This window comes from uncultured Streptococcus sp., from assembly GCF_963536705.1.
Lineage (GTDB): Bacteria > Bacillota > Bacilli > Lactobacillales > Streptococcaceae > Streptococcus.
Map to the genome: position 1 here is coordinate 25,155 of NZ_CAUTAP010000006.1, position 25,944 is coordinate 51,098.

At 44.2% G+C, this 25,944-nt stretch carries 27 protein-coding genes; 12 read left to right on the plus strand and 15 right to left on the minus strand.

Annotated elements, in window-relative coordinates:
- The first annotated feature begins 83 nt into the window (after positions 1-83).
- A complete protein-coding gene (locus RWX26_RS04945) occupies positions 84-605 on the plus strand; it encodes a TetR/AcrR family transcriptional regulator (protein WP_314579763.1) in 522 nt (173 codons plus the stop codon).
- A gap of 38 nt (positions 606-643) precedes the next feature.
- Positions 644-1,810, plus strand: coding sequence for an MFS transporter (locus RWX26_RS04950; protein WP_314579766.1), 1,167 nt, complete (start codon positions 644-646; stop codon positions 1,808-1,810).
- A 26-nt stretch (positions 1,811-1,836) separates the two neighbouring features.
- On the opposite strand, the gene RWX26_RS04955 is transcribed toward RWX26_RS04950, so the two are convergent.
- A complete protein-coding gene (locus RWX26_RS04955) occupies positions 1,837-3,099 on the minus strand; it encodes a S41 family peptidase (RefSeq protein ID WP_314579768.1) in 1,263 nt (420 codons plus the stop codon).
- 3 nt (positions 3,100-3,102) lie between these two features.
- Positions 3,103-3,684, minus strand: a complete 582-nt coding sequence (locus tag RWX26_RS04960) for a DNA-3-methyladenine glycosylase (RefSeq protein WP_314579771.1) — start codon at positions 3,682-3,684, stop codon at positions 3,103-3,105.
- A gap of 280 nt (positions 3,685-3,964) precedes the next feature.
- Here RWX26_RS04960 and RWX26_RS04965 point away from each other — a divergent pair, with 280 nt between their 5' ends.
- The 3 genes from RWX26_RS04965 (at position 3,965) to RWX26_RS04975 (ending at position 6,124) form a co-directional block, all read left to right on the plus strand.
- On the plus strand, positions 3,965-4,354 hold the full coding sequence (locus tag RWX26_RS04965) for a hypothetical protein (protein WP_314579774.1): 390 nt from the start codon (positions 3,965-3,967) through the stop codon (positions 4,352-4,354).
- A 163-nt stretch (positions 4,355-4,517) separates the two neighbouring features.
- On the plus strand, positions 4,518-5,264 hold the full coding sequence (locus RWX26_RS04970; protein WP_314579777.1) for a DeoR/GlpR family DNA-binding transcription regulator: 747 nt from the start codon (positions 4,518-4,520) through the stop codon (positions 5,262-5,264).
- Between the two features lie 32 nt (positions 5,265-5,296).
- Positions 5,297-6,124 (plus strand): Cof-type HAD-IIB family hydrolase, encoded by an 828-nt coding sequence (locus tag RWX26_RS04975; RefSeq protein ID WP_314579780.1) that lies wholly within the window; start codon positions 5,297-5,299, stop codon positions 6,122-6,124.
- 30 nt (positions 6,125-6,154) lie between these two features.
- On the opposite strand, the gene RWX26_RS04980 is transcribed toward RWX26_RS04975, so the two are convergent.
- Genes RWX26_RS04980 through RWX26_RS05005 form a run of 6 tightly spaced genes read right to left on the minus strand, consistent with a single transcriptional unit; the run spans position 6,155 to position 11,143 of the window.
- A complete protein-coding gene (locus tag RWX26_RS04980; protein WP_314579782.1) occupies positions 6,155-6,640 on the minus strand; it encodes an N-acetyltransferase in 486 nt (161 codons plus the stop codon).
- Positions 6,641-6,680: 40 nt separating this feature from the next.
- Positions 6,681-7,949 (minus strand): D-alanyl-lipoteichoic acid biosynthesis protein DltD, encoded by a 1,269-nt coding sequence (gene dltD, locus RWX26_RS04985; RefSeq protein WP_314579785.1) that lies wholly within the window; start codon positions 7,947-7,949, stop codon positions 6,681-6,683.
- A complete protein-coding gene (dltC, locus tag RWX26_RS04990; RefSeq protein WP_023917116.1) occupies positions 7,942-8,181 on the minus strand; it encodes a D-alanine--poly(phosphoribitol) ligase subunit DltC in 240 nt (79 codons plus the stop codon). The genes dltD and dltC overlap by 8 nt, the downstream gene beginning before the upstream one ends.
- A 19-nt stretch (positions 8,182-8,200) precedes the next feature.
- Complete coding sequence (dltB, locus tag RWX26_RS04995) at positions 8,201-9,445, minus strand: D-alanyl-lipoteichoic acid biosynthesis protein DltB (RefSeq protein WP_101772013.1); 1,245 nt, start codon at positions 9,443-9,445, stop codon at positions 8,201-8,203.
- Positions 9,442-10,992, minus strand: coding sequence for a D-alanine--poly(phosphoribitol) ligase subunit DltA (gene dltA, locus RWX26_RS05000; RefSeq protein ID WP_023917120.1), 1,551 nt, complete (start codon positions 10,990-10,992; stop codon positions 9,442-9,444). Before dltA ends, dltB begins: the two co-directional genes overlap by 4 nt.
- A 19-nt stretch (positions 10,993-11,011) precedes the next feature.
- Entirely contained in the window at positions 11,012-11,143 is a 132-nt protein-coding gene (locus tag RWX26_RS05005) for a teichoic acid D-Ala incorporation-associated protein DltX (RefSeq protein ID WP_002894209.1), read from the minus strand.
- Positions 11,144-11,401: 258 nt separating this feature from the next.
- On the opposite strand from RWX26_RS05005, the gene RWX26_RS05010 reads away from it, so the two are divergent.
- From RWX26_RS05010 to RWX26_RS05030, 5 genes are all read left to right on the plus strand, one after another.
- Entirely contained in the window at positions 11,402-11,740 is a 339-nt protein-coding gene (locus RWX26_RS05010) for a PadR family transcriptional regulator (RefSeq protein WP_002913906.1), read from the plus strand.
- On the plus strand, positions 11,715-12,314 hold the full coding sequence (locus RWX26_RS05015; protein ID WP_314579796.1) for an HAAS signaling domain-containing protein: 600 nt from the start codon (positions 11,715-11,717) through the stop codon (positions 12,312-12,314). The genes RWX26_RS05010 and RWX26_RS05015 overlap by 26 nt, the downstream gene beginning before the upstream one ends.
- Positions 12,307-13,347 (plus strand): DUF4097 family beta strand repeat-containing protein, encoded by a 1,041-nt coding sequence (locus RWX26_RS05020; RefSeq protein WP_125402654.1) that lies wholly within the window; start codon positions 12,307-12,309, stop codon positions 13,345-13,347. The genes RWX26_RS05015 and RWX26_RS05020 overlap by 8 nt, the downstream gene beginning before the upstream one ends.
- A 143-nt stretch (positions 13,348-13,490) precedes the next feature.
- Entirely contained in the window at positions 13,491-14,444 is a 954-nt protein-coding gene (locus RWX26_RS05025; protein WP_049547770.1) for a S66 peptidase family protein, read from the plus strand.
- Positions 14,437-15,090: an HAD family hydrolase gene (locus RWX26_RS05030; protein ID WP_125402656.1), complete on the plus strand. Its 654-nt coding sequence runs from the start codon at positions 14,437-14,439 to the stop codon at positions 15,088-15,090. The genes RWX26_RS05025 and RWX26_RS05030 overlap by 8 nt, the downstream gene beginning before the upstream one ends.
- An 83-nt stretch (positions 15,091-15,173) precedes the next feature.
- Here the strand turns inward: RWX26_RS05030 and RWX26_RS05035 are convergent, their stop codons facing one another.
- The 3 genes from RWX26_RS05035 to RWX26_RS05045 all read right to left on the minus strand — a co-directional run bounded on the left by RWX26_RS05035 (position 15,174) and on the right by RWX26_RS05045 (position 19,779).
- On the minus strand, positions 15,174-16,433 hold the full coding sequence (locus RWX26_RS05035; protein ID WP_314579798.1) for a carbohydrate-binding domain-containing protein: 1,260 nt from the start codon (positions 16,431-16,433) through the stop codon (positions 15,174-15,176).
- Positions 16,434-16,452: 19 nt separating this feature from the next.
- Positions 16,453-17,166: a polyphosphate polymerase domain-containing protein gene (locus tag RWX26_RS05040; protein WP_314579800.1), complete on the minus strand. Its 714-nt coding sequence runs from the start codon at positions 17,164-17,166 to the stop codon at positions 16,453-16,455.
- 189 nt (positions 17,167-17,355) lie between these two features.
- Positions 17,356-19,779, minus strand: coding sequence for a YhgE/Pip domain-containing protein (locus RWX26_RS05045; RefSeq protein ID WP_314579803.1), 2,424 nt, complete (start codon positions 19,777-19,779; stop codon positions 17,356-17,358).
- 373 nt (positions 19,780-20,152) lie between these two features.
- Here RWX26_RS05045 and RWX26_RS05050 point away from each other — a divergent pair, with 373 nt between their 5' ends.
- A complete protein-coding gene (locus tag RWX26_RS05050) occupies positions 20,153-20,857 on the plus strand; it encodes a DUF4947 domain-containing protein (protein WP_314579806.1) in 705 nt (234 codons plus the stop codon).
- A gap of 232 nt (positions 20,858-21,089) precedes the next feature.
- Positions 21,090-21,620: a TetR/AcrR family transcriptional regulator gene (locus tag RWX26_RS05055; protein WP_314579808.1), complete on the plus strand. Its 531-nt coding sequence runs from the start codon at positions 21,090-21,092 to the stop codon at positions 21,618-21,620.
- A 103-nt stretch (positions 21,621-21,723) separates the two neighbouring features.
- Here the strand turns inward: RWX26_RS05055 and RWX26_RS05060 are convergent, their stop codons facing one another.
- From RWX26_RS05060 to RWX26_RS05075, 4 genes are all read right to left on the minus strand, one after another.
- On the minus strand, positions 21,724-22,668 hold the full coding sequence (locus RWX26_RS05060; protein ID WP_002894224.1) for a 3-oxoacyl-[acyl-carrier-protein] synthase III C-terminal domain-containing protein: 945 nt from the start codon (positions 22,666-22,668) through the stop codon (positions 21,724-21,726).
- Positions 22,669-22,768: 100 nt separating this feature from the next.
- The gene (locus tag RWX26_RS05065) at positions 22,769-24,028 is read right to left on the minus strand and encodes a F390 synthetase-related protein (RefSeq protein ID WP_314579811.1); all 1,260 of its coding nucleotides are present in this window, start codon (positions 24,026-24,028) and stop codon (positions 22,769-22,771) included.
- Positions 23,997-24,824, minus strand: coding sequence for an MBL fold metallo-hydrolase (locus RWX26_RS05070; RefSeq protein ID WP_223322126.1), 828 nt, complete (start codon positions 24,822-24,824; stop codon positions 23,997-23,999). Before RWX26_RS05070 ends, RWX26_RS05065 begins: the two co-directional genes overlap by 32 nt.
- Positions 24,799-25,830, minus strand: a complete 1,032-nt coding sequence (locus RWX26_RS05075; protein ID WP_314579814.1) for an NAD(P)-dependent oxidoreductase — start codon at positions 25,828-25,830, stop codon at positions 24,799-24,801. Before RWX26_RS05075 ends, RWX26_RS05070 begins: the two co-directional genes overlap by 26 nt.
- Positions 25,831-25,944 lie beyond the last annotated feature (114 nt).

The window sequence follows — 25,944 nt, forward strand, 5'->3', positions numbered from 1 at the left end:
CCTTATTCTCAGAAAGGAAACAAGAAGCAATTGAGGGGCTTTGTCTGTTACTGAACAATCCTGCTCTTTTGTTCCGAAATGCTATGGACAGACGAGTCAAGAAATCACGCGCAGCTATTTACCAAGCTTTTATCAGCCTGCTGCATCAAAAAAGCTATGAAAACATCACCGTGCAAGAAATCATCGACCTGGCAGACGTTGGCCGGTCGACTTTTTATGCCCATTTCGATACTAAGGAAGCCTTGCTAGAGGAGGTTTGCCAAGACCTCTTTCAGCATACCTTTCTTGAGCGCGACGACGGCAAGGAACTCTTTGAAGCAACCACCCACATTTTCAAGCATTTCCAAAAGAATCAGGACAAGATTGCAACCTTGCTGCTTTCGAAAAATATCTATTTCACCAATCGCTTAAAGATTGAGCTGGAAAACTATCTCTTTCCGATGATTCAGGAACAGCTCCTGCGAAAAAAATCTCAGCTACCAGAACCCTTTCTGAGAAATTACGTGACCTCTACCTTTGTGGAGACGGTCAGCTGGTGGCTCCAGCAGAAGAAAACATTGCCAGAAACAGTTATCAGCCAGTATTTTCTGGATTTGATGGACTGATTTTATTTTGATATTTATATAGGAGGAAACTTAACTTTATGAAAAAGCAACATTCGAAATTTCTACTTCCAGGTATTCTGATGGTAGGGGTTGTCCTACGGGCGCCTTTTGCAGTGCTGCCTGTTGTACTGGGCGATATTGCTAAGGGACTGCAAGTTCCCGTCAACTCTCTGGGACTGCTGACTAGCCTGCCCTTGATCATGTTTGCACTCTGCTCAGCCTTTTCCCCACGCCTGGCTCAAAAGGTCGGTTTGGAAAAGCTCTTTACCATGGCTATGATTGTGCTGACTCTGGGCTCTTTTATTCGTATCTTTAACCTGCCTCTACTCTACGCAGGTACAATCATGCTAGGGGCTGCCATCGCTGTCTTAAATGTGCTCCTGCCCAATGTCATTCAGGCTAATCAGCCAGAGAAAATTGGATTTTTAACCACGCTTTATATCACTTCTATGGGACTGGCTATCTCAGTCATGTCTCCCTTGGCTGCGCCTATTGTCCGCTTAGCTGGCTGGAAAGGCTTAATTCTCGTCCTGACCCTCATCTCCTTACTGGCCTACTTAATCTGGCTGCCTAACAGCCGTCACAATCACAAGCTGACTAGTAAAAATCGTGAACAGCAAATGGGCTCTCTGCTAACAAATCCTAGAGTATGGGCTCTGATTGTTTTCGGTGGCCTGCAGTCCTTACTCTTTTATACGGCTATCACTTGGCTGCCGACTCTTGGCCAGTTGGCAGGACTTTCCGATGATGCTACTGGATTCTTAGCCTCTATCTTTTCAATTATCAGCCTTCCTTTGGCTATGACGATACCTAGTCTGACAACGCGTCTATCCGCTAAAAAACGCTTGGGGATGATTGCTCTCTTTTCTGTAACTGGTATGGTTGGTCTGGGCATGCTGCTGGTCAGGACAGATTCCTTTGTCTACTGGCTCATCCTCAATCTTCTGATTGGTATGTCCGTCAGCGCCCTCTTCCCTTACCTTATGGTTACTTTCTCGCTGAAAACCAGTACTCCTGAGCAAACCGCTCAGCTGTCTGGCTTAGCCCAGACTGGTGGTTATATTCTGGCCGCCTTTGGACCTAGCCTCTTTGGATACAGCTTTGATTTATTCCATTCCTGGACTCCAGCCATCCTCATTCTCATTGGCTTGGCTGCCATCGTGACACTAACTCTCTTTTACATTGAGAAGTTTGACAAGATCTAATATAGACGAAAAAACGCTTAGAAATCCTAAGCGTTTTTGCAATAGTTGAGACACTCTTCCAGGTCCACATCCCGCTCTAAGTGCTCTGGTGTCCAAGGAATCAGGATATCCGGTTCAACTCCCTTATCATTCATGCCCTTTCCTTGATCAATCCTAGTGTCACGTGAAGTGGGAAACAGGAGCTCATAGTCACCAAAATCCTTCACGCAGCAATTGGAATAATCTAAAATTCCCATAGTCGGACGCCCTAGGACCGTAACCTTGGGCATCTTCTTCATGGTATCAACAAAATTATCACCTGAAGACCCACAGGTAACATCTGCTAGTACAAAGACTTTTTCAGGTCGAGCTAGGCCTAGAACGTCTGGCAAAAAGTTCTGATTGCTGTCCTCATCGCCATAAAGAACATACCCTTTCCCCCGATTTTCTTCTAGCTCTTTTAGAAATTCTTTGAGAATCTGGTGAGTTTCTGCTGACAAGTTTGGATCTTTTAGGATATTTTGCATCAGTTGCTGACGCAAATCAACATTTCTATCAGTATAGAGAATCTCCATCCCATCGTCGCTTGGCAAATTTAAGTCACTGAAGGCCTTTCCCTGAGGGAGAGTATATTTGAAAAGTGGATAATAAAGCGAGTCCGTCCCACCATAATTGACTCGAACATCAATGATTAAATACTTAGCCTGCTCAATAGCTGCTTGACTGTCTGCATATAGCTGACCGATAGCAGCCTCATCTGTAAAATCTTCTAACTTAAGATAGACGACATCCTCAGAAAGTCTGCGCCATTCAAACTGCGGTGGCTTCTTTGGGTGGGCAGTCGGCTGAATATGCAGTTGCTCTTCCTTGCCATTGCGTACCACCGTAACTTCTCCAGCATGCTCCACAAAGTAAGCCCACTCCTTGTGCTGTCGCTCTGGTGTAGCACTGACAAAATAATCCTTGTGCTCTTGATAAACCTGGGGCAAAGGTTTCCCATCCAAGGCTAGAATCTGGTCTCCACGTTTCAGCTCTGTATCGCTATTTGCCTGCAGGACGTAGAGGCAGTCTTGGTAGTATCTAACTTTAAAGCCGGGCGGTTGCGTTTCCTTAAGTCCAAACCAAACATGAGACAAAATTCCAAAACTAGCTATATAACAATGCATCTGGTAAAGAAAGTCCTCTTGGCTCATCTGGTCTGTGATACGCGCTCGATATTCTTCGGGATTTGCATCCTTGATGTCTTTCTTTGTAGAGGAATCCTCTCGCATAATTTCTACGACTTGGTCAAAAATCTCTGTTTTCTTCATCTTTTATTCCTTCTTCCAGGTGTCCTCATCATCCAGCAGGCCTCGCTTGGGCATTTTTGAGACATGACGATTGCCGGCCACATAAAAGCCCAAGTGCTCCTCCCGCCAGACATCTGTGCAGGTCACGCCAATCCGCGGACGGCTGGCAATCTGATTCGGAGTCAGGTCATAGGCTAATTGCAGACTGGAGGTCGCTAAACTCTGTCCATCAAAGCGCTTATCAATCCCAGCATACTTGGTTAGCTTACCAGGACCATTAGCTAAAAGACGGCCATCCGGCAGCTCCAAGGCTCGAATCAGTACGGCTTCGGCCACATTTTCAGCCTTGGTAACCAGATTCAGCATCTGATGACCATGAATCTGATAGACATACCAGTGACCAGCTGGCAGATACATGGATTCATTCTTAGGGGAGCGGCGCCCTCTAGCTGAATGACAGGCGCTGTCCTGACTTCCTAGATAGGCCTCTGTTTCGACAATCCGGCCTAACTTCTGGCCATTTAGAATCAGCTGCATACCTAACAAAGCTCGCGCTGCTGCAACTGTGTCTGTCTCGATTAGTTTCTGAAAATTTCTTGATAACATAGGTTGATTATAGCATGATTTCTCCATTTACAGAGGAAAAGAAATGTTGCAAAAATGTTATTTTTCTCCTTCTCATAGACTTATCATTTGTTACGAAATAATTACAACGCAAATAGCCCAGAAAGTGCGAAAAGCCTTTTAAAATCTGTATGTTTTCTATTTATCTTACATATATTTTGTAACATTTTTATTAACAGAGTATGTTATTTATGTATCAATCCGGTTTTTCATTGCTTCAAATGAAATATTTGTTTAATATTATACTAGAAGGAGGGGTAAGATGAAAAAATTATCTAAAATTTCTTTATTTTTATTACCACTAATTGCACTTTTCTTTTTGGCAGCTTGCGGAAATTCTGTAGATAAGAAGACTGAAGAAAGCTCAAGCTCAAGCGTATCTTCTTCATCTAAGGCTAAGACAAGCTCTAGCAGCACATCTGAAGAAAGCGGTAGTGCCAAAGTCAACGTAAATGGCGGAGATGCTAGCGTTAATGTAAATGGCGGAGACGAAAGCGGAGGTGCTTCTGTTGAAACTAACGGAGACGGTAGTGCTAATGTACAAACTGACAACGCTGGTGTTAGCGTAAATGAAGATGGCGTTCATGTTCAAGGCGGCGGTGTTGATGTTAAGGTCGGCAGCGATGGATCTGTCAATATCCAAACACCTTAATTGAAAAAAGTCTTTCAATTATTATAAATCATGAAAACCGAGATTTGCTCGGTTTTTTGATTTTCTCCAATGTAATTCTTAATGACTTACAAATGATTATAAATGCTTTTAAAAACTTATCAATTGTGTTATACTCTATCTAGAAAAGTAGGGAGGGACAAGCATGTACCAAGAACAACGCTTAGCTGAAATTTTAGAGCTCTTAGCTGAGAAAAAACAGCTGTCAGCCAAGGATATGATTGAGCATTTTCAGGTTTCTAAAGATACTATTCGGCGAGATTTTTCAATTTTAAGCGAGCGTAGGCTTGTGCAACGCACCCACGGAGGTATTATCCCGCTAGACACTAGCCGGCAAATCCCCTCCTTTAACGACCGCATCAGCCAACTAAGTCAAGAAAAAAAGGCTATTGCTCAGAAGGCTCATGACTTTCTCAAGCCGGAGCAGATTGCTTTCTTTGATGTCTCAACCATCGTTCTCCATCTGGCTCAGCGCATCAAGGAGCCTATGACAATCTATTCCCATTCTCTGGATAATGCAATCATGCTGAGCAGTCAGGACAAAGTGAACTTTCACCTCTTAGGCGGGAAATTTTATCCCAAAAACCGATTCTACTACGCGCTCAATGAAGCAGAGCTGCTGGAGCAAATTTCCTTTGACATTGCCTTTATCGGGGCAGCCAGTGTCTCTGATGGCCTAGTCAGCTTTGAAGACGAAGCTGATGCCCACCTGAAAAAACTGGCTTTGAAGCACGCCAAGACTAAGATTCTGCTGGCCGAACAAGACAAGTGGCAGAAAGAATCTAAGTACATCCTGGGTCCTGTCAGCGACTTTGACTACTGGATTACGAACCAAGAGCCCAGCCCTGAAGTCCAAAAACTGCTCGGAGACAAGGTTAAAATAATTTATTAAATCGATCTTTTAGACACAAAGGAGGAAGAGCTATGACAAACCAAGCGATTCGCCTGATTATCAGCGACATTGACGGCACCATTTTGGATGACCAGCACCAAGTAGATCCTAAACTCAAGGACATGATTCCCCTGCTAAGCCGAGAAAAAATCCCTTTCGTTCTCGCTTCTGCCCGCTCTCCTCTAGGCATGGAGCCCATTGCGTGTGAGCTGGAACTGAGAGATAATCCGTTAGCCTGCTACAATGGCGCTCTGGTCATCAAGGGCGACCCGCAAGCTTATGAAACTATTATCGAGCATCCTCTGGATAAGAAAGAAATCCGCACTTTTCTGGAACTTGTCAAGGCTGAATTTCCTAGTGTGTCCATCAATCTCTATTCCGGTAAGGATTGGATTGCTGACTGTCTGGATAAGTGGGTGCAGATAGAGGCAGCTATTACAGGTGAGCGACCGATGATTCAGAATGAGCTAATCCCAGTGCTGAATGCGCAAATGCCCGTCCACAAGCTACTCCTGATTGATCAAGCGCCTGTCATCCAGAAACTCCATGACTACCTACAGACCTTAGGCTTTCCCAAGACATCCTTCTACCTTTCTAAGGACAACTACATGGAAGTCACGGCCAAGCATGTCTCCAAGGAGCAAGCCTTGTACGAAATTGCCCAGCACTATCAAGTGCCTCTAGAGCAGGTCATGACAATCGGAGACAACTTCAATGACCTTCCTATGCTGCGCCTGGCTGGACTTGGAGTCGCTATGGGCAATGCCCCTGAAGCAGTCAAAACCGAGGCAAAAGCCGTCACCAAAAGCAACAATGAGCACGGGGTCGCGGAAGCTGTCGAAAAGTATGTTTTACTATAACGTAAAAAATCTGCTCAAAGGCAGATTTTTTTATTGATGATAGTCATAAGCCAGGCGAGGACTACCGTCTGCCACATGAATAATGCCGCATTCCCTAAAGCCGTAGTTCAGGACAGCTGTCTGCATAGGCTGATTGTCCGCATGGGTATCGATGCGCAAATAGGGAATCTGCTGGCAGCAAAAATCAAAGACCTGACGGGATAGGCCTCTAACTTGGCCATTTGAAGCGATGCGATGAATGGTGCCGTAAGGCTCTGCAAAATGCCAGACCCCTTTTTCGATGACCTGATAGGTCGGGTCTTCTCCAATGATAAAGGCAAAGGTGCCGACCAGTCGCCCTTCTTCCTCGACAACAAAAGAGTGGCCAGCCGCAATGTCATCCTCAATCAAGCTTGCGCTAGGATAGCCTCCATCCCACTGAGTTGGATTGCCCTGATCTTTCATGAACTGACGGGCCACATCATAAATCGCCATAATGGCTGGGATATCTTCTATTTGGGACAAACGAATTTTCATCTTTCCTCCTTTATAAAAATAAGGCTGGAAAATCCCAACCTTATTTGAATTCTTCTGGTTTGCCAGTATACTGAGACCATTCCTTAGTGAAGAAACGGTCATTGATCTGGTAGTTTGGCGCCGGCTGTGGATTGGCTACAAAAGGATCAACCGCCTTATCAAAGGCCAGCCAGCCATTCCAGCCCATGTGAATAGTGTCCTGCATGAAGTAAGGCTTGTCGCCGTCCTTAGAAAAGTCAGCAATGTTGGTAAAGCCCTGACTTTCCAGCTGGTAACGAATCTTAGCCACTGTCCGCTGGTACATTTCAGGACTGAGACCTGTATACTCCATCCACTTAGAATTGACCGGTGGAATGATGAAGATAACATTGGTCTTTGACTTGGCAAACTGGTCCAGAACCAGCTGCAAGTCGTTGTACTCAGGGGATTTTTCATAAGATTGCTTGGTTTGAAAACCTCTGAGCTTGGCAACCTTGCCGGCCAGACGGGTCTTGTAAAAATGATTGTCTATGCCGAATTGATTGTTATTGGTCTTCTTCTTGGCCTCTGCTGTGGCAATCTCTTCCAAAGCCTGATAAGAGAAGATATCTGGCAGATCAGCCATATAAGGTAAAATTCGCTGGTCATAATTTTCATTATTGAGGGCAGCAAAGTTGCTGAAAAAAGCATCTTGGCGCTCATTAAGATGAGCCATCATCTCAATATGACGCTCTTCAAAGCTGCTCAGCTTTTTACCTTCAGACAGCTTCTGGACGCTCTCTGCCATAGCGACATCTGGATAGAGCTGCAAGAGGCGCTGGGCTGCATATTGCGCCGCCGCATCTCCTTGCTGTTGAGACAGATAAGCCGTCAGCTGATCGCTGTTGAAGTACTGCTGAAAGGCCGAAGCATCATAGCCAGTCTTGGTAAACCACTGGGGCGACACCACATAAACCGCCGTTTGTCCCTCCAACTCAGAGGACATCTGCTGCATACCAAAGTACTGATTAAATGATGCTGCCCCGCGCTGGCCTAGAAAATAGGGACGATAGGAGCGGTCGTATTTCTCAGCCAGCACTGCCGGATGCATACTATCAAAGCGCAACCATTCGCTAGATCCAAAGAAGGGAACAAAACGCATCTTCTTATCGGTTAAGGCTGTCACCTTCTTACTGCGGCTCTTGAAGTTTTCTGCTGTCAGGGTCACTGCTGAGCGCTTCTCCGCTTCTATATCATGCTTTTTATCAAGCGGATAGAAGAAAAAGAGCAGGGCAACCATGGCCATAGCGCAGAAAACTGGCCCCAGAATCAGCCAGAGTCGTTTAAGCATTGCGAAGCTCCGTTACGCCTTCAACGATTTTATTGGCTGTGTTCCAGTCATTACGGCCAAACTCTGACACTGGCACGCGAATGTCAAAACGGTTTTCCAGCTCAACAATCAGCTCGACCGTTCCCATACTGTCTAGGACACCAGCGTCAAACAAATCCTCGTCCATCATGTCTGACACATCTTCCATAAATAGTTCTTCAATGATTTCAATTACTTCTGCTTTTATATCCATTTTTCTTCCTCATTCATTTTTATTTTTTAAACCAAAGCTCATTTAAAAATCCCGAAAAGATCAAAAATGAGAACATGACTGCGTGAAAGGTCACCACAATCCCCAAAGCTTGAGTCCATTTATTGTCTGGCAGAGGCGGAAGCCCCTTAGCCTTGCGCTCTTTGTTTAGGGTTTTCTTCTTGCGCAGCCAGGCATCATTGACGACCAGCCCAGCTCCATGAAAGAGACCGTAAGCGATATAGTACCAGGTCACTCCATGCCAGAAGCCCATGATCAGCATGTTGATCAGATAGGCTACACTAGAGGTCGTATTGCGGTTTTTAAAGACCTTATTGCGCATCAGGACCATGACCAACCGCATAAAGACAAAGTCACGGAACCAAAAGGACAGACTCATGTGCCAGCGATTCCAAAATTCTTTCAAATCTCGTGAGAGAAAAGGCTTATCAAAGTTGATAGGGCTCTTGATTCCCATGAGATTGGAAATAGCTAGCGCAAACATCGAATAACCGGCAAAGTCAAAGAAGAGATCCAGACCAAAGACATACATAACGCCCAGAGTTCCTAGATTAAAGAAACCGCCGGTATAGAGAGCGTAGGTCTTGACATGACCCAGCAGCAGATGTCCAAAGATATGGGCCAGGATAAACTTATAAAGGAAGCCTAGCATGATATACTTAACAGACTGCTCCAGCATATCCAGCAGCTCATAGCGCTCAGGAATGTTCAAATAGTCCTCATTAAAACGCTTGAAACGATCAATAGGACCGCTTGAAAAGGTCGGCATGAAGAGCAGGAAACGCAGGAACTCCCAGAGCGTGAACTCTGTCAAAACTCCATCCCGCATCTCAATCATCATCCCTACCGAGCGAAAGGTCAGATAGGAAATCCCTAAAAAGCCAAAGAGAGACTGATGGCCACTGATTGCGGGCTCTACCTTAACAAGCACAAGCGGCAGAACCGCCAGCAAGGTATGCAGATAAAAAATCCACTTGCTATCCCGCGACCGGCGATAGAGCTTGTATGAATAAACCCAGACTATCTGCCAGATGACATAGCCTAACAAAGCACAAAGCTGCGCCAGACTAGGACCTGTCAGCATCAGGACGATAAAGACCAAGCTGACCAAGGCTTCATAAAGGGGAAAACGTTTCTTAAAGAAAAGTCCGACAAAGATTGGCAGAACTGCCAGAACGATATAGACAAAGTAAACTGGGTTACCATAGGGTTCCAAGTGAGGCAGCTGTTTCAAAAAATCCATCATCGCTTATTGACCTCGCTAATCAGCCCCTTAATGTCAATCTTGCCATTCGGGGTCAGAGGCAGGGTCTCTCGATAGAGGAACTTGGACGGCATCATATAGGACATCATGATATCCTGCAGATCTTCCTTGATTGCCTTGGTAATATCGATTTCCCGCTCAAACTGTTCAGCCACACCGTCTTTGAGAATGACATAGGCTAGCAGATTTTGGACCTTGTGGTCCTTATTGTAGCGGGGCACTGCCACTGCAGATTCAATGTATTTCGATTTGTTCAGATTCTGAGACACATCCTCCAGCTCAATACGGAAACCATTAAACTTGATCTGGAAGTCCATCCGGCCGCCGTAAAGCAGCAGGCCTTCATCTGTCATCGAGCCGACATCTCCTGTATGATAGGCTGGCAGGCCTTCAAATTCAAAGAAGGCCTCCGCTGTCTTCTCAGGATTATTCAGATAGCCTTTGGATACGGCTGGACCGCAGACGATGATTTCTCCCTGCTGGCCATTCGGTACCTTCTGCCCTTCTTCGTCAATGACAAAGGTCGGAGAGTCAGCCTTGGTATAGCCAATCGGCAGGCGCTTGCAATTTTGCAGCATCTCATCTGTTACTGCTACTGCAGACAGAGCCACTGTTGCCTCAGTCGGGCCATATGCATTGATAATGCGAGCTTGAGGGAAGCGATCGCGCAGCTTCTGAGCTGTCTTGACCGTCAACTCCTCGCCGTCAAAGTAGAAATGCGTCAGCTGAGGCAGCTTCTGGCTGTTAAAGTCATCCGACAGCAAGGCCATATCCGCGAAAGAAGGCGTCGACGTCCAGATAGCAATAGGCAGACTGAGAATCGTATCAAACAGCTGCTTGAAATCCTGAGTCACAGCCGAAGGCAGGGCAAAAAGAGTCCCTCCCAAGGCCAAAGTCGGTGCCCAATACATGACCGACAAATCAAAAGAATAAGGAGGCTGAGCCAACATTTGAGGACGATCTGGAGTCGCAAACTCCTTATCTGTAATCATCCAATTCGTAAAGCTGAGCAAATTATTGTGGGAAATCTGTACTCCCTTAGGTTTGCCAGTTGTTCCTGATGTGAAAATGATGTAATAATTATCATCTCCCTGCACCGGATGGCTAAGCTCATAGGATGCTCCCTCTCTGAAAGCCGTCTGAACTTGCTCCGCACTGAAAATAGGCGCTGCCACATCTGCCAGCGGAAAATCATTGATAGCAATAATCAAGCTTGGCTCAGCAACTTCCACAATCGCTGCCACGCGCTCCAAGGCTGAGTGGCTGTCGATAGGAATGTAAGCATGACCAGACTTGGTCAAGGCCACAAAAGTAGCCAGCATTTCGTATTCCTGACCGCCAAAGACCACAACCGGAGACTTGTCAGGAAGTCCCAGACGGTCAATCTGAGCCGCCAACGAATCGGAATCCTTCTTTAAATCGCCATAAGTATGAACTTGACCTAAAATATCATAAACCGGGAAATCCGGCTGCACCTGAGCAAAATGCTCAATCGCTTCAATCATATCATGTATCACTTTATTTGACATTATTTCCTACTCTCTCACATTAAAATTCATTATAGATAAAGCCACCCTGACCCTGACCCAGATAGCTAAAGAAATAAAGCAAGGCCAGAAAGATAACAAAATATAGTAGGGTTTGGCCCAAAAACTTATATAGGGTTTGATGTTTTTTCATTGATCTCTCTTATATTTTTAGTTAGACTTACACCATTTTACCATTTTATGGAAGATGTTTTCAACACAAAAGCTAAGGAAGGTGTAAAGTTCTTGTAAGGAAGAAAGTTACTTTGATGTGCCTTATAAACAGCCATTAAAAGACTTTTTCAAAAAATATATAAAAATTTTATATATTTTGCTTGACTTTTTCCCTAAGAGGTTGTAGACTATATATAGAAAGATTATATATAAATATTTTACACAAGGAGGTGGTCCTATGTCTTTCCCCACATCATCGGCTTTGATTGAGTTTCTCATCTTAGCCATCCTTGAAAAAGACGATTCCTACGGTTATGAAATCAGCCAGACAATCAAGCTGATTGCCAATATCAAAGAATCAACACTTTACCCCATTCTGAAGAAGCTGGAGCAAAATGACTGCCTCACGACTTATTCGCAGGAGTACCAAGGACGAAAACGAAAATACTATTCACTCACTGCCTACGGGCATGAACATCTACTCACTCTAAAAGAAGAGTGGCAAACTTATACCACGACCATCAGCGGTATCATAGAAGGGAGCATCCGTCATGACAAGAACCGAGTATCTAGCTGAGCTAGAAAAATATCTAAAAAAACTGCCACGCAAGGACTATGAAGAAACTATGGATTACTTCACTGAGTACTTCAACGAGGTAGGTCCAGAGGGGGAGGAAGCAGCTATTGCTGAGCTAGGCAGCCCTAAAGAAGCAGCCCACGAGATTATGTTGAATCTTTTGGATAAAAAAGTCGAGGAAGATAATCAAGACAGCAGTTCATCAAAAAACACTAAGAACATCGTCCAGATTGCTATCCTATCCATTTTGGCAGCACCCTTGGCTATTCCGCTCTTTATAGTAGCAGCACTTTTGATTATTATTTTCTTCCTCTTAATTTTTAACGTTATTATATTTATGGCTACGGGTGCCTTTGCCTTCTTTATCTTTGGAATCAGCCTGATCTGGGATACTCTAACCCTAGGACTGACGACATCTGTCCCAGCCCTCCTGTTCACCCTAGGTCTCAGTATCCTATCTCTGGGACTGTCAGGCATCTTCTACTCAGGCATTTCTCCTGTTGCTCAGTTTGGCAAGGCCGGCTTTGTCAAACTAGCTCAACTTTTCGCAAAGAAAGGAGCACGTCATGGCTAACATCAAATTTAAAAAACCTCTTTTATCTGCAGCTATTTTAGCCTGTCTCTTTGGTGGAGCCTTGACAACTATCGGCTCCACTACAGGCGGTGTCAACGACTTGGTCAATTCTGCCAAGAGCAAGGTAAAAGTAACGAAAAAAGAAGAAAACTTCTCTGATCTTTCTTCCCTAAATATTAACTTAGTGGCTAGAAACCTCGTCATCAGCGAATCTCCTGATGACAAGGCTCACTTGACCTATTACCAAATCGACGGCAACTATAAGATTGATGGAGACGCGCTTAGAAAAATCACGACAAGTTCTGAAAACGGAAACTTAAACATCAAGGAAGAAGATGCAGGCTCCTTCCACATAAGCACTGGAATCCGCTCCTTACTCAGCTTATTTGACCAAGAATCTCAGGGAGAGCGTACTGTGCAGCTTTCCCTACCTAAGGGGACTAAACTTGAGACATTCAGCGGCAGCTCGTTACTAGGAGATGTTACGCTGTCCAATCTATCATCCAAAAATGCTGACTTCTCTCTATCCAATGGCTCGTTGACCGTGAATGATAGCCAATTCGCATCTGGTAAATTTAAGAACTCTCTGGGAGAGATTTCCTTTAATAACAGTCAGATTAGCTCTGGAAAAATCAATGCTTCTTCGGGTACCATCACTCTGAGCAACAGCCAGTTCGCATCGGGCGAAATAGCAAACTCTCTGGGAGAGGTCAATCTAAACTCGAGCAAAATCTCCGACAGCACTCTGAAAATCTCAAGCGGCTCACTGAACTCTGAACAGTTGGAATTAGCTGGTACAATCTCTATCACTGACCAACTGGGCGATATTAATCTTCATCTGGTTTCTGGCAGTTTGTCGCAGTTATCCTTTGATCTGAAAACGGATCTAGGTGAAATTGATATCCCTAGTGGTATAAATGTAGAGCACTCCAAAGGCGATGAACTTGGCGGCTCTGCCATCCGTAAAGTCGAAAATCCGACAACTACACTTTCTGCCAGCGCCCAAAGCGGCAGCATTAAGCTCAGCGAATAAATCATAGAAAAGAATATATACAATCAGGGAGTCCTCAGCGACTCCTTTTTTGATGAAAAATCCCGCAATCCCCTAAGATTGCTTTACAGGCCTTGGGCTTTGTGCTATGATATTCTATAAAAATTTATCACAAGGAGGTCCCTATGAAAAAACTCACACCTGGTATGCACATTCGGGTCGTCAGCCCCTCAGCGTCAATCGAACACATCGGTGGCTTTGAGGCCAATCTAACCGCCAAGGAGCGCTTGGAAAAGCTAGGATTTACCGTGTCTTTTTCGGAGCATTATCTGGAAAATGATATACTAGGCTCTGCCTCCATCGAAAGCCGAGTGGCAGACATCCATGCTGCCTTTTCGGATGAGTCCGTTGATGCCATTCTGGCCACCATCGGAGGTTTTAACTGCAATGAGCTCCTGCCCTATCTGGACTTTGAGTTGATAGCCAGCAATCCTAAGATTTTCTGCGGCTACTCAGACACGACAGCCTTGCTCAGCGCCATCTATAGCAAGACCGGCATGAAAACCTACATGGGACCGTCTTACTCTAGCTTTAAGATGGATGCCCTGCAGGACTATCAGACCGAGAGCTGGCTCAAGGCCGTCAGCCAGACTTCTTATGAATTAACTCCTAGTGAAAAATGGGGCGACAATGCCTGGTATCTACCTGATGCCCCACTGACCTTCCATGAAACGGAGTGGAAAGTTTATCATCACGGGCAAGCCCAAGCCACTGTTATTGGCGGCAATCTCTCCACCTTCTCGCTCCTGCGTGGGACTCCCTATGCTCCGACAGATGAAAACTATGTCCTCTTTGTTGAAGAGGCGGAGGAAGATCATTATGTGGAGTTTGAACGCAATCTAGCTGCCCTCCTTCAGGCCTATCCTAACCCGCAGGCCCTTCTCATCGGCCGCTTTCCAAAAGAATGCCAGATGACAGAGGAGCTGCTCCTTTATATCTTGGATAAACATCCAATTCTAAAGACGATTCCCGTCCTCTATGACTTGGACTTTGCCCATACTCAGCCACTCTTTACCATTACCATCGGTGCTCAAGTGACCGTGGATACAGAGACGATGTTGATTAAGATAGATGAGTAAGACATATCATAATTATTGTGGAGGTAGTAAAATGTCAGCTCATAAATGGTTGTTTTTTGACGTTGGCTCTACTTTGATTGATGAAAAAGAAGCCTATCAAGATAGAATTAGGAGAGCAATTACAGAGACAAATATTAACTACGATATTTTTTATGCTCGTATGGTTGAACTGTTTAAAGAAGGCAAAAAGGGAGACTTGGAGACAATAAAAGAATTTAACTTAGAACGTCCCATTTGGAACTCTAATTTGGAGAAATTATACCCAGATGCCCAAGTGGTCTTAAAAGAATTGCACAACCGATATAAAATCGGAATCATCGCCAACCAACTACCTGGCCTAAAAGAACGTTTGAAAAAAATGGGACTATATCAATGGATTGATTTAGTTGTCTCTTCTGCAGAGCTCGGACTTGCCAAGCCTTCCCCTGCCATTTTCACTTTAGCTTTAGAGAAAGCTCATTGCCCTGCTAAACAAGCTATTATGATTGGTGATCGAATAGACAATGATATCATACCTGCTAAAGCACTAGGAATGACAACTATCTGGTTAAAACAAGGTTTTAGTGCTTATTACCAACCCCAACGACTAGAAGAAAAACCTGATTTCACTATAGAAAATTTATCGTCCCTCTTAAGTCTTCTATAAAAGATTGCTTTGCAGAAACATAGTTGCATCCCCGTCTTTTTCATAAATTAATAAGGCAGTTCAATTTGAACTGCCTTATTTTCTTATCGTCCACCAAAACCGCCTTGGCCGCCCGGGGCACCGCCGCCACCGGGTCCACCAGCGCCAGGTCCGTCTGCTGTAATTTCTGTTCGGCTCTCACCATTGACCGTGATGGTGCCGCCAGTGTAGGTAGCCGTTCCATCAAAGTCAAAGGCAGATACCGTAGAAGTAATATCCAAGTTTCCTCCTGACATAATGACATCGCCGTTGGAGTCGATAGCATCGGTATCGCCTTCACCGACCTCGACCTTGATATCGCCACCAGTAATCTTGATAAAGATATCAGCTCCAGTTACATCACTAGCTGCATTGATACCATCATCTGTCGCATAAAGGTTCAGCTTGCCTCCGTTAATGGTAACATTGGTTCCTTCCAGAGCTTCTACACTCTTGGAAACCGTAATTGTCCCACCATCAATCAAAGCGATATTGCTAGCGTGTAGACCATCATCACCAGCATTAATCGTGATGGTGCCGGACTGGATATAGAGATTCCCCAGAGAAGTATCTTCATCATTGTCTGCGTGGATAGCATCTTCTGTCGCTGTGATGTCAATAGTAGCATCCTTGATATTAATGGCTGAAGCTGCTGACAGACCATTCTTAGCTGCCTTGAGCGTATAAGTGCCACCTGTCACCCGCAAGGTCTGCTCAGACTTAATCGCTGTTTCATACTTGCCATCAACTGTCAGACTTCCAGAGCCATTGAGAGTCAGGTCAGAGTTACCATAGATAGCTGCATCTGCATCCGTATTGCTGTGATTTGATGAGTCTGAGATAGTGTTTTGGCTGCCGTCAGCCAGAGTCAGGCTTGTTTTACCCGCATTTTCTACTAGAATAGCTGCATCTGTCCCGCTCATGGTTACGCCATTTAGGACGATTTGGACCTTGTCGCTATCACCTGCTTTGACGACAATCTGCACATTTTCACTCGTTCCGGAAACGACATAGGTCCCAGCCTCAGAGATTGTCACAGTAGAGCCGGAGACACTAACGCCGTCACCAGAGGTCTTAGCACTGGAGCCACTCAGGCTGATGGTCGTCGCCTTGGACTCATCATAAGAAGCGTCTGAGTCTTCTGAAGCAAAGTAATCAGAAGTATTGGTCTTAGTCTGACTAGTGCTGGTAGCATTAGCAGCTTGGATGCTGCTTGAAGTTGTAGAGCTGCTGGCGTTTGCGCTGCAGGCTCCCAGCACTGCTGTCATCAAGACCAGTGGAATCATTAATTTAATTTTTTTAAGGGTTGATGTTGATTGTTTCATTTTTCTTTTCCTATCTATTTTATTTGCTGCTGATACAGTTTAACTTTTTGTAGGCAAAACCATATTTAGAGAAAGAGCTTGGAGACAGCTGGTAGCGATCCATCATCTCGCTTAGCCATAGCGGACAAGCTTCTGGAATCTTAACTTCCATGATCACGTGATTGGCTGGCAGGAGATGATCCCCATGGCGACCGGCTAAGAGACTCAGATCATAAGGACGGTAGGTCAGGCCGTGATCAAAGGTAATCCGAATCCGCTCATCCTCAATCCCCTTCATTGAATAACGATTGTAGCCGATATACATCATAGGCTGAATATGGCCAAAATGCTGGGTCAGCCAGACCATTTCCGTATCTATCTGAAGGTCAGTCAGCTGACTGTAATCACCGTCCAGATAGGCTTCCGCTGTCAGCAAATCTGCTGCAAGCCGGCGTTTGGTGACCAGATTCTCCGTCTTTTTCTTGATTTCTAAAAAGACTTGACTATCCTCGGTCGGATGCTCTTGATAGGTCCGCAAGCGAACTTTCTCATCAAAGTGAGGATTTTCCAAAGACTCACGAATGAACTGATAGGACGGCGTATCATAGTAGAGATTGTTAATGGTCGAATAAGCTCGCTCATCCTCCACCAGATGTCCTTCAAACTCTAGCAATAGATCCAGCAAGGTTTCCTTGGAAATGATGTATTTGGTTTCAAAGCGCTGAAAATGATGTTGAAAAAATTTTTCTGCCATGGGCTTCTCACCTCTCTATCTTTCTTGAATGTAATGCAATTTTAAAGATGAAAACTTAAAAGAAAGATAAAGAAAACTTAAAGAAAACAAAACATCTCCCTTTTCAGGAGATGTTGATTAGATATAAAGTAAACGAATTACAGATAGACTTTTCATCTACATTTTTACAGATTCATAAGAATAAGAACCCTAAGCTAGCTGTTTTTTATCTGTTCGATAGACCAGAGTACCAAGTGCCATGAAAAGAACTAAAACAAAAGCAAGGAAGAGGACCTGACTACCAATTTGACCGTTCATAGAAATCGTTTGGCGTAAGCCCGATACAGAATAGCTCATTGGCAGCCAAGGGTTGATAACTTGGAAAATCTTACTAGTCAGCTCCAGCGGATAGGTTCCTGCACTAGAAGCCAGCTGTAAAAGCAAGAGAATCAGAGAAGCAAAGGCGCCGAGCTTGCTATCCCAAGTAACCAAAGCCGTCACAAGAGCCATAAAGGTCATGCTGGCTAGGACAATCAAACCAAGGGTTGCCCACTCATGGTTTGCAGATAAGCCGATCAAGTGCACAGCACCATAGACCAAGACACCCGCTACGACAGAAATGACTCCATTTACCTCTATACGAGCCTTCAGCCAGTCTCGTCTCGTCTTAGGTTCTTGACCCGATGGAAGTGTGCTAAAGATGATATTGGTTGAAATAGCTGCCACAAATAAAGCTACTGAAATCATATAAGGCGCCATCCCAATGCCATTTTTTTCTACCTTATTCTCATCTGTCTTGCTCAGTGTCAGAGGATCTGCCAGAGTTTTTGCATTGTCTTCCTTAGTAGAAACAGTCGACAATTTATCGCCTGCATCTGAGAGGCCATTGGACAAATCGCTCGTTCCCACAGTAAGTTTAGAGAGATTATCTGTTAAAGCACTGCTACCATCAGCCAGCTTCTCTGTTCCGCTCGCTAATTGATTGGTTCCATCTGCTAATTTCTCAAAACTAGAGGTCAATTCTGGAGATTTGTCTGTTAATTGGGCTGCCCCGTTTGCTAATTTTGTTGTATTTGCTAGCAAATCAGGATTCTTACTTGCCAAAGCTGATGTCCCCTCAGATAGCTGACCGACTGCATTGGTATAGCTTGTCACCCCTTGTTCCAATTGTGTCGCGCCAGTCGTTAATTTTTCATTTAGGGTATCTACACCTGCGACTAGTTGATTGGCTCCTCCGCTTGCTGAACCGAGGCTAGTACTCACTGTTGATAAGCCATTATAAAGGCCATTGATCATGCTAGATGCCTGTGGCAGAACTTGATTTGATGCACTTTCTAACTGACTTAGTTTTGTTTGACTAGCGCCTTTTATCGTTTCAAGAGAAGTCCTCATTGTATCAACTTCTGATAAAATTGCCTGAGCAGATTGATCACTTCCTGCTTGACTAGCACTGACTGCTGTATCAATCTCAGCCTTAGCCTCACTAGAAAGGCCTTGATATGCACTGGTCCCTTGGACACTTGCCAAAGCTGCAGCCTTGGCGTCTTGATTATTATTGATAATAGCCTGAGCGGATGCTGCTATGCTAGTCAGTGAAGCTTCAATGCTGTTTGTCGACACTGCTGAGTCACTTGCTGCAGCTTGAATACTAGCATTCAACTGAGTCAAGCCAGTTGCCAAATCATTCACGTTTTGCTGATTGTTAGCTAAGGTTGTATCTACCGATGACTTTAATGTAGCCAAGCCAGTGTTCAGATTCGTTACACCTGTTGATAAGGCCTGAACTCCATCTCCTGACTGAGTAAGCTGTTGGACTCCACCCAATAAGTCTGCTGATCGACCCGACAGCTGATTTGCACCTGCGGCCACAGTACTTACACCATTTGCATAAGTGTGTATCCCGTTTGACAAACTACCCAGTCCAGACGATACTTGTGCAACACTCCCAGTATAAGTCTGTAGTCCTGTATTAAATTGAGCTGCACCGGACGATAATTTGCTCGTAGCTTGATTCAGAGTTCTTAAGTTATCTGCAATTGTCCGACTGCCTGAACCTAGTTGTTGACTGCCAGATGCTAATTGCTGAGCACCATCAGATGCCTTAACCAATCCCGTTTTTAGATCTCCCATATTCTTAAATATGGCGCTTGTATAAGTATCCGTCACATTTTGCGCCACCGTCTGCTTCAAAGAAGCCATGGCTGAATCACTCATCTTACCAGCAATAAAACTGTGGCCGCTAGACGTTTGATAGTCAATCTTCATTTGCTTAGGATTATCGGTCAAAATACTAGCTGCACGTTCAGATAAATCACTTGGAAGCGTCACAACCATATAGTAATCACCCTTTTCCAAACCATTTTGAGCATCTTCTTTACTGACAAAGTGAAAATCTAGATTTTTATTTTCCTTGAGGCTGGAAACAACATCCTCACCTATAGACAAGGTCTTGCCACTAGCAGTTACAGCTTTATCCTGATTGACGACCGCCACTGGCAAGTCCGATACCTTTCCATACGGATCCCACATGGAGCTCAAGAAAATAACATTATACAAGGCAGGAATCAAAGAGACTCCTAACATCACAATGATAAAAGTCGGCTTTTTTAAAATAGCTTTCCATTCTCTTAACATGTCTATCTCCCAAAATTATACACAGTGTCCAAATTTCAATAAAATTGATTATACACCAATCGAAAATTATTACAAGTTTATTCTTTGAAAATTAGACACCGTGTCCAATTTTGTTCAAAAAGATTGTAGGGAAGCGGAATAAGTTAGCCCTAGTGTCTTTAATCCCTGAATAATCTGTAAACAAAAGGTATTTTTCCACAGGTAGCTACACAGAAAATCAGTATTATGTTAGAATGATAAGCGAGGTAAATGGAGTCAAGCATCGAGCACTTAACTTGATGATAGGGTTCCATGTGAAACACCGCTGCCAGCAGATGCCTCACACTACAGAAGCTCAATTGTGTTGAGCAGCATTAAAGAAAGGTTTTAAAAAATGAAAAAAAGAACACCATTTAGCTTATTTGCTCTAGTTGCAGCACTATTTCTGCTATCAGCCTGCCGTTTCCTTGTACCATCTAACTCAGATTCAACCACTCGCTCTTCCAATTCAGATAAATCAGGAAAAAAAGTTAGTTTAAAGGATTCCTCAAGCTCATCAAAGCAATCTTCCAAAAGCAAAAGCAGCTCCTCTAGCAGCAGTAGTTCTTCCAGAAGTTCTAGTAAAGAAAATAGTAGTTCTAGTAAGGATATAGAAAAAACCACAGATGGTCTTCCAGAAGATGCCGATCATGCTAAGAAAGATAAGATTTATGCGACTAGCGATGCCAAGGTTTATTACCAATCCTATGAATCTGGCGGTTTTGAAGCTCAAATTCCTGAATTTAAAGGATATACCCAAGAAAAAGTTAAAAGTATTCTCGGCGAGCCAGAAAAAGTAAGCACCGACCTCGCTTCTGAATACGAAGCCTTCCAAAACAAAGAATTAGAAAATCTGAAGAGGCTGGTTCAAGAGCAAAAAATCAACACTGAACAAGCGCGTGCTTTCTTAGCAGGTGTAGTTGATATTTCTCAAGCATCAAGGTTACAAAACACCTATACAATTTACTCTTATAAAAATGAGCAAATTTCTATTATCTTTTCGCAAGAGGGTGAGTTGCTTTACGTCACTCCCGACCCCGACTACCTCTACTTTAAATAATGCTCAAAACGAAGGCCAAGACTTTACTTTAAGTCTTGGCTTTATTATTTTACCAGTCTAAGAAACCTAATAAAATAAAATTTTGCCTATCTATGCCTATTTTCGGAATTTAACTCTTTTCCACTTGAAAAACATTTGATATAATAGTACATGGAGAAAAAGAAAAAGTAGTTTGCTATGATAGCTATTAGTTTGAAGAGCAGACTGAGGCTTAGCCTCAAAGGGAGATTTTATGTTAGAAAGCAATAAACGCCGAAAAACCAAGGCTATTATTGAGAGAGCCATGGTTACACTACTGCATCAGCAGTCCTTCGACCATATCACTACTGTTCAGTTAGCTCAAGCTGCTGGCATCAGCCGTAGTAGTTTCTATACTCACTACAAGGATAAGTACGATATGATTGAACGTTATCAGCAAAACCTCTTTCATCAACTGGGGTATATTTTTGATAACAATCAGGAGGATATTCAAACCGCGATTACGGAGGTCTTTCAGTTCCTCCAGCTAGAGCCGCTTTTAGCTGCTCTTCTGACGGAAAACGGAACGAAAGAAATTCAAAATTTCCTGCGCCATAAGCTGCAGATGATGCTAGCTGATAGCCTTCAGGATCGCTTTAGCAATCGCATTTACAATCATTTTGAAAAAGAATACAGCCGGGTCTTTCTCTCTAATGCCTTCTTCGGCGTCTGCCAGATGTGGGTTTCCAGAGGGAAAAAAGAAAGTCCTGAACAAATAGCAGAATTTCTTTTAAAAATGATATAAGAAGTTGCTTAAGCCCATCGGGCACACTTCTACTCAAATTTTTGAAAAATTAAACAGGGTGTACAAAACCTCTTTTGGTTCTGTACACCCTATTTTTATTGTATTATAATTTCATAGCCAGCATATTGACTGTCATACCAGCTGCTGTTCCCATCAGAGCGATGGTGTCTCCTTCCTTGACTAGATTGCGCTCCAGAGCATAGCAGAGAGAAAAGGGCACTGCTACTGACACCATATTACCATAGTCTTGCACAATATTAAGGTATTTATCATCAGGAATACCCAAGCTGCGCATGACCATTGGCAGAGCACGACTCGCCTGATGCGGAATGATATAATCCAAATCAGACAGGCTGAGACCACTCTTTTCTTTAAATTCTTTAAACATTTCCGGAATTTTTCTGGCAGAGAGCAAGAGTATCTTCTTACCATTCATGTCAAACATGTAGTGAGTCTTGGTAGCGTCCGAGTACTCCTTAGGCTGAAAAGATGTCAAACCACCACGAATCTCTGTATCATGAGCTCCCTCAGACCAAGTCCGCTGCAGGCTGGAGATGACACCTCTCTCTTCCTCTGTTGCTTCAAAAATCAAAGCAGCCGCACCGTCACTGAACAACTCAAAACTTTCTTTCTGATTGGGATTAAGCCCTAAACTTCCAACCTCACTAGATACGATGAGGATCCTATGATACTCACCAGCCTCCAACAAATGAGACATGAGACTCAAAGCCGAGATAAAGCTGGTGCAAGTCGTATTGATATCCATGGCTGGAATGGACAAGCCCTTGGCTACCAACTCATGAATCAGGGCAGCAGTACAAGGAATAGGCTGGACGCCCACCGCACTGGCTGACACGATACAATCGATGTCTTTGATTGTCAAGCCCGCTTGCTCTAGGGCTTTTTCAATCGCCTTAACCGCCATGGAAAGCTGGGTTTCTTCATTTTCCACCACCCGATACCGGGTCTGATCCTTAAAAGTCACAGTATTTCTAGGTAGATGCGTACCATAACCAACAATCTTTATATGATTCTTTACTGCTGTCATATTAAACTCCTTCTTGTCAGACTTGGGGCTGCTCAATAGCTAGGTAAACTGCCAAAGCGCTTCAGCCTCTGATTCATATGTTTTTCCACTTGGAGCATTCTTAAGTCCGATAGATACGTTTCAACTTACGGCTTCTGTCCCGCTGGTAATCTTCAAAAGAAATAGCCGGTATAAGAAAGTCTTTATCAGTCGCCAAGTTCTGAAACTGCTGGACAAGCTCGTCTTCTCGCTGCTGACTACGATGTTCGATAGCAATGGTCAGCGAATAATCCCGTTCCTGAGCCACCTGATATTCTCCAATCCCATCAACCAAGAGCAGACAACGGCGAATAAAGTCTGGAAAGACCTCCACCGACTGACCTGCAGCATTTTCAAAAATGAAAATATCATCCGAGCGCCCCTCAATCTTATCAATCCGTGTAAAGACCGAGCCGCAGGGGCAAGGTTCAGGATTTTCCACCAAGATATCATTCAGCTCATATTGAAAAATTGGCTGAGAAGTCCGCTTGAAATCCGTAATTATTGGATAAAAGCGTCTATCGTCCAAGTAGCACTTATTTACATGGACAATATCTTCGTTTAGATGAAGATTCCCATGGACACAAGTGCAAGCTAGAAAGCCCTCGGTCGCTTGGTAGACCTGGTCCACCTTTTTCAGACCAAATCCTGCTTGAATCCTCTGCCGATCCGGCTCTTCCAAAATTTCTGCCACTGATACGACTTTGCTAGGAGCAATCTGCAAATTCCCTGCCTGGACTTGTTTAGCTAGCTCCAAGAGCATTGATGCTGGCGCTACCAAAATCGTTGGCTGGTAAGCATTCAAACGCTCTACATGCTCTTCGGCTCCCTGAAAAGTATCAAAGTACTCCAGAGAAATCAAGCCTGAATTGACAGTCTGATAGAGCTGGTTGTCTGCCCGAAGAAAGAAGGCGATTTTATGTCCAAAGAGTTTGCCTGGAGGCAGCATCTTGGCCAAGATGGCTGCCGCCCACATACTGCGCTCCTTTTCAGTGGTAACAAATAAACCTCGGTGACCAGATGTCCCAGAAGACAGGCCGACAGCAATTTCTCCTATCATGGGGCTGAAATCACGTGTCCGCTCGCTCTCCAGAGCCAAGGCTAACAACTCATCTCGATCCAGCCCCTGAGTATTGAGCTCATTGAAATGCTCCATCATAAAGGCCTTATTCATCTTAAAATCTGCTGGAATACCTGATTTAAAATAAGGTGATTCCTGCTGCAGAAATTCCCGATAGGCTGCTAAAGCCTTGATTTGATAGCGTTCCAAGGCCTGTCGATCCTTAAATCGATGCCCCCAGCGCATGACGCTAAAGGTTTTTAGAAATGTTCCTAGTTTCATACAAAATCTGCTCCGCTCTCTCAGCCGGATCATGACTGACTAGCACCTGATAGCCAACAGCAAGTAACTGCCGAAGCAAGGCCACACCGGCCATGTATTCTTCCTTGCTATCTTGGATCAGTGACGGCAAGAAACGCATCTGCTCCGTATAAGACAACAGATCCACGCCCCAGCACAAATCAGCTCCGATAAACAGATGATAATCTGGCAAAAAGAGACACGCTTGACCAGCAGCATGGCCATCAACTGAGGCCAGATATATACTGCCATCCCCAAACAAGTCGACTGTCTTGCGATAGAGGAATGCTGCTTGCACCTGCTGAGGTTCCACTACTTCCAACCGACTCTCAAAATCCTGCGGAAGAAATTCCTTGAAAATCAAATCATTCAGTTTGGCATGCTGATAAGTTTTGAAGACGGCCTTGGTCAGAATGAAACGGGCCTTGGGAAAGAAAGCGGCTCCGCCGATGTGATCTGGATGTAAGTGCGACAAAATGACATAAGAAATATCTTCTGGTGCAATTCCTTTTTGCTCAAGTAGCCGGTCTACACGCTCCTCTTCTGACATATCAACAGGCGTTCCCAGACCATAAAGCCAGTATTTGAAGTTGGGCTTCAGAATAGCTGGAGAATAGCCAGTGTCGTAGAGAATATAGCCTTTCTCACGATGCTTCAAGAGGAAAACACCAGCTGGAAAAATAATTTTTTTCTTGGCAACTCCCTTAAACATCTGCTGCAAGTGACTGCTGCAGCGCCCAGGCTGAAGATACTCAATTTTCTCGATAATGTTGGACATATTTTGCAATCCCTTCACTGATTGTCAATTTGGGTTGATAGCCCAAATCCCTTACTGCTGCTGATATATCCAGCGTTTGACTGTAACGCATTAAGTAATAAGTGTAAAGAGTCAGAGGTGGCTCTTTTTCAATGTTAAAGAAGCGATAAAAGCTTTCAAATCCCTGTGCCAGCAATCCTAGAAAAACAGCAGGTAATTTAATATAACGTTTACGAACCTGTAAACCATCTAAAGCTTCATCCAGCATATCCTTGAAACTACGGGATTCTCCGTTGGTAATATTGTAAACCTGTCCTTGCGCTTCTGGCATTTCCAAAGCCAGTCGAACAGCAAAGGCCACATTTTCCACACAGGTCATGTCCATCATTTGCTGGCCATTTCTGATGAGTGGAATCGCCAGTTTTTGGCTTAAGCGCAGAATCCTAGGAAAGATACTGGTATCCCCAATACCAAAAAGCCCTCTTGGACGCAAGATAACCGATGGAACTTGAGGATAACTTCGGACAATCCGCTCAGCCATGAGCTTACTTTTGATATAAAAATTCAGCTCATTTTCCTGAGGAGCAGCCTCTTCTTTAATATCAAGTTGATCACGCGCAGCAGCATAAACACTTGGAGAGGAAATATAGACCAGTCGTTGCACTCCAAAATGTCGGCAGGCTTCCATAACCAGTTTGGTTCCTACTACATTAGTCTGATAAAACTGCTCCCAGGGTCCCCAAATCGTTGAAAGGGCACCAGCATGCACCACTGCATCCACTCCTTCGCAGGCTGCAAAAATTTCTTCTTCTCTGGTAAAATCTCCAGCAAAAAACTCTACTAAAGGACCCTCTAACTGCCGACCAGCCTTCAGATTACGACCAAAAGCCCGCACCTGATAGCCTTGTTCAGCCAGCTCTTCAACAACATACTTTCCTAGAAAGCCAGTCGCTCCTGTCACTAGAACCTTCATCGCTACTCCTTTCATATAATTTTCTGTTTGTGTCTTGTCCTCATTATACACCATTTCAGCAAATCTTCCGTAAAAAAGCTGGAAAAAATCTTTACAGAGTGTCTCACCTGATTAGATAGGAGCAGAAAGAAATCACTAAATTTCTGAAAAATATCTGTCTCCTTTTCC

Excerpts from the sequence above, each read along its gene's own strand:
- RWX26_RS05030 (WP_125402656.1), top strand. The coding sequence starts at position 14,437 with ATGAGTAAGACATATCATAATTATTGTGGAGGTAGTAAAATGTCAGCT.
- dltB (WP_101772013.1), bottom strand. The coding sequence starts at position 9,445 with ATGATGGATTTTTTGAAACAGCTGCCTCACTTGGAACCCTATGGTAAC.
- RWX26_RS05060 (WP_002894224.1), bottom strand. The coding sequence starts at position 22,668 with ATGACAGCAGTAAAGAATCATATAAAGATTGTTGGTTATGGTACGCAT.
- RWX26_RS05035 (WP_314579798.1), bottom strand. The coding sequence starts at position 16,433 with ATGAAACAATCAACATCAACCCTTAAAAAAATTAAATTAATGATTCCA.
- RWX26_RS04970 (WP_314579777.1), top strand. The coding sequence starts at position 4,518 with ATGTACCAAGAACAACGCTTAGCTGAAATTTTAGAGCTCTTAGCTGAG.
- RWX26_RS04980 (WP_314579782.1), bottom strand. The coding sequence starts at position 6,640 with ATGAAAATTCGTTTGTCCCAAATAGAAGATATCCCAGCCATTATGGCG.
- RWX26_RS04955 (WP_314579768.1), bottom strand. The coding sequence starts at position 3,099 with ATGAAGAAAACAGAGATTTTTGACCAAGTCGTAGAAATTATGCGAGAG.
- RWX26_RS05050 (WP_314579806.1), top strand. The coding sequence starts at position 20,153 with ATGAAAAAAAGAACACCATTTAGCTTATTTGCTCTAGTTGCAGCACTA.
- RWX26_RS05015 (WP_314579796.1), top strand. The coding sequence starts at position 11,715 with ATGACAAGAACCGAGTATCTAGCTGAGCTAGAAAAATATCTAAAAAAA.
- RWX26_RS04950 (WP_314579766.1), top strand. The coding sequence starts at position 644 with ATGAAAAAGCAACATTCGAAATTTCTACTTCCAGGTATTCTGATGGTA.
- RWX26_RS05010 (WP_002913906.1), top strand. The coding sequence starts at position 11,402 with ATGTCTTTCCCCACATCATCGGCTTTGATTGAGTTTCTCATCTTAGCC.
- dltD (WP_314579785.1), bottom strand. The coding sequence starts at position 7,949 with ATGCTTAAACGACTCTGGCTGATTCTGGGGCCAGTTTTCTGCGCTATG.
- RWX26_RS05070 (WP_223322126.1), bottom strand. The coding sequence starts at position 24,824 with ATGTCCAACATTATCGAGAAAATTGAGTATCTTCAGCCTGGGCGCTGC.
- RWX26_RS05020 (WP_125402654.1), top strand. The coding sequence starts at position 12,307 with ATGGCTAACATCAAATTTAAAAAACCTCTTTTATCTGCAGCTATTTTA.
- dltC (WP_023917116.1), bottom strand. The coding sequence starts at position 8,181 with ATGGATATAAAAGCAGAAGTAATTGAAATCATTGAAGAACTATTTATG.
- RWX26_RS05005 (WP_002894209.1), bottom strand. The coding sequence starts at position 11,143 with ATGAAAAAACATCAAACCCTATATAAGTTTTTGGGCCAAACCCTACTA.
- RWX26_RS05065 (WP_314579811.1), bottom strand. The coding sequence starts at position 24,028 with ATGAAACTAGGAACATTTCTAAAAACCTTTAGCGTCATGCGCTGGGGG.
- RWX26_RS04965 (WP_314579774.1), top strand. The coding sequence starts at position 3,965 with ATGAAAAAATTATCTAAAATTTCTTTATTTTTATTACCACTAATTGCA.
- RWX26_RS04945 (WP_314579763.1), top strand. The coding sequence starts at position 84 with ATGGACAGACGAGTCAAGAAATCACGCGCAGCTATTTACCAAGCTTTT.
- RWX26_RS05040 (WP_314579800.1), bottom strand. The coding sequence starts at position 17,166 with ATGGCAGAAAAATTTTTTCAACATCATTTTCAGCGCTTTGAAACCAAA.
- RWX26_RS05075 (WP_314579814.1), bottom strand. The coding sequence starts at position 25,830 with ATGGTGTATAATGAGGACAAGACACAAACAGAAAATTATATGAAAGGA.
- dltA (WP_023917120.1), bottom strand. The coding sequence starts at position 10,992 with ATGTCAAATAAAGTGATACATGATATGATTGAAGCGATTGAGCATTTT.
- RWX26_RS04960 (WP_314579771.1), bottom strand. The coding sequence starts at position 3,684 with ATGTTATCAAGAAATTTTCAGAAACTAATCGAGACAGACACAGTTGCA.
- RWX26_RS05025 (WP_049547770.1), top strand. The coding sequence starts at position 13,491 with ATGAAAAAACTCACACCTGGTATGCACATTCGGGTCGTCAGCCCCTCA.
- RWX26_RS04975 (WP_314579780.1), top strand. The coding sequence starts at position 5,297 with ATGACAAACCAAGCGATTCGCCTGATTATCAGCGACATTGACGGCACC.
- RWX26_RS05055 (WP_314579808.1), top strand. The coding sequence starts at position 21,090 with ATGTTAGAAAGCAATAAACGCCGAAAAACCAAGGCTATTATTGAGAGA.
- RWX26_RS05045 (WP_314579803.1), bottom strand. The coding sequence starts at position 19,779 with ATGTTAAGAGAATGGAAAGCTATTTTAAAAAAGCCGACTTTTATCATT.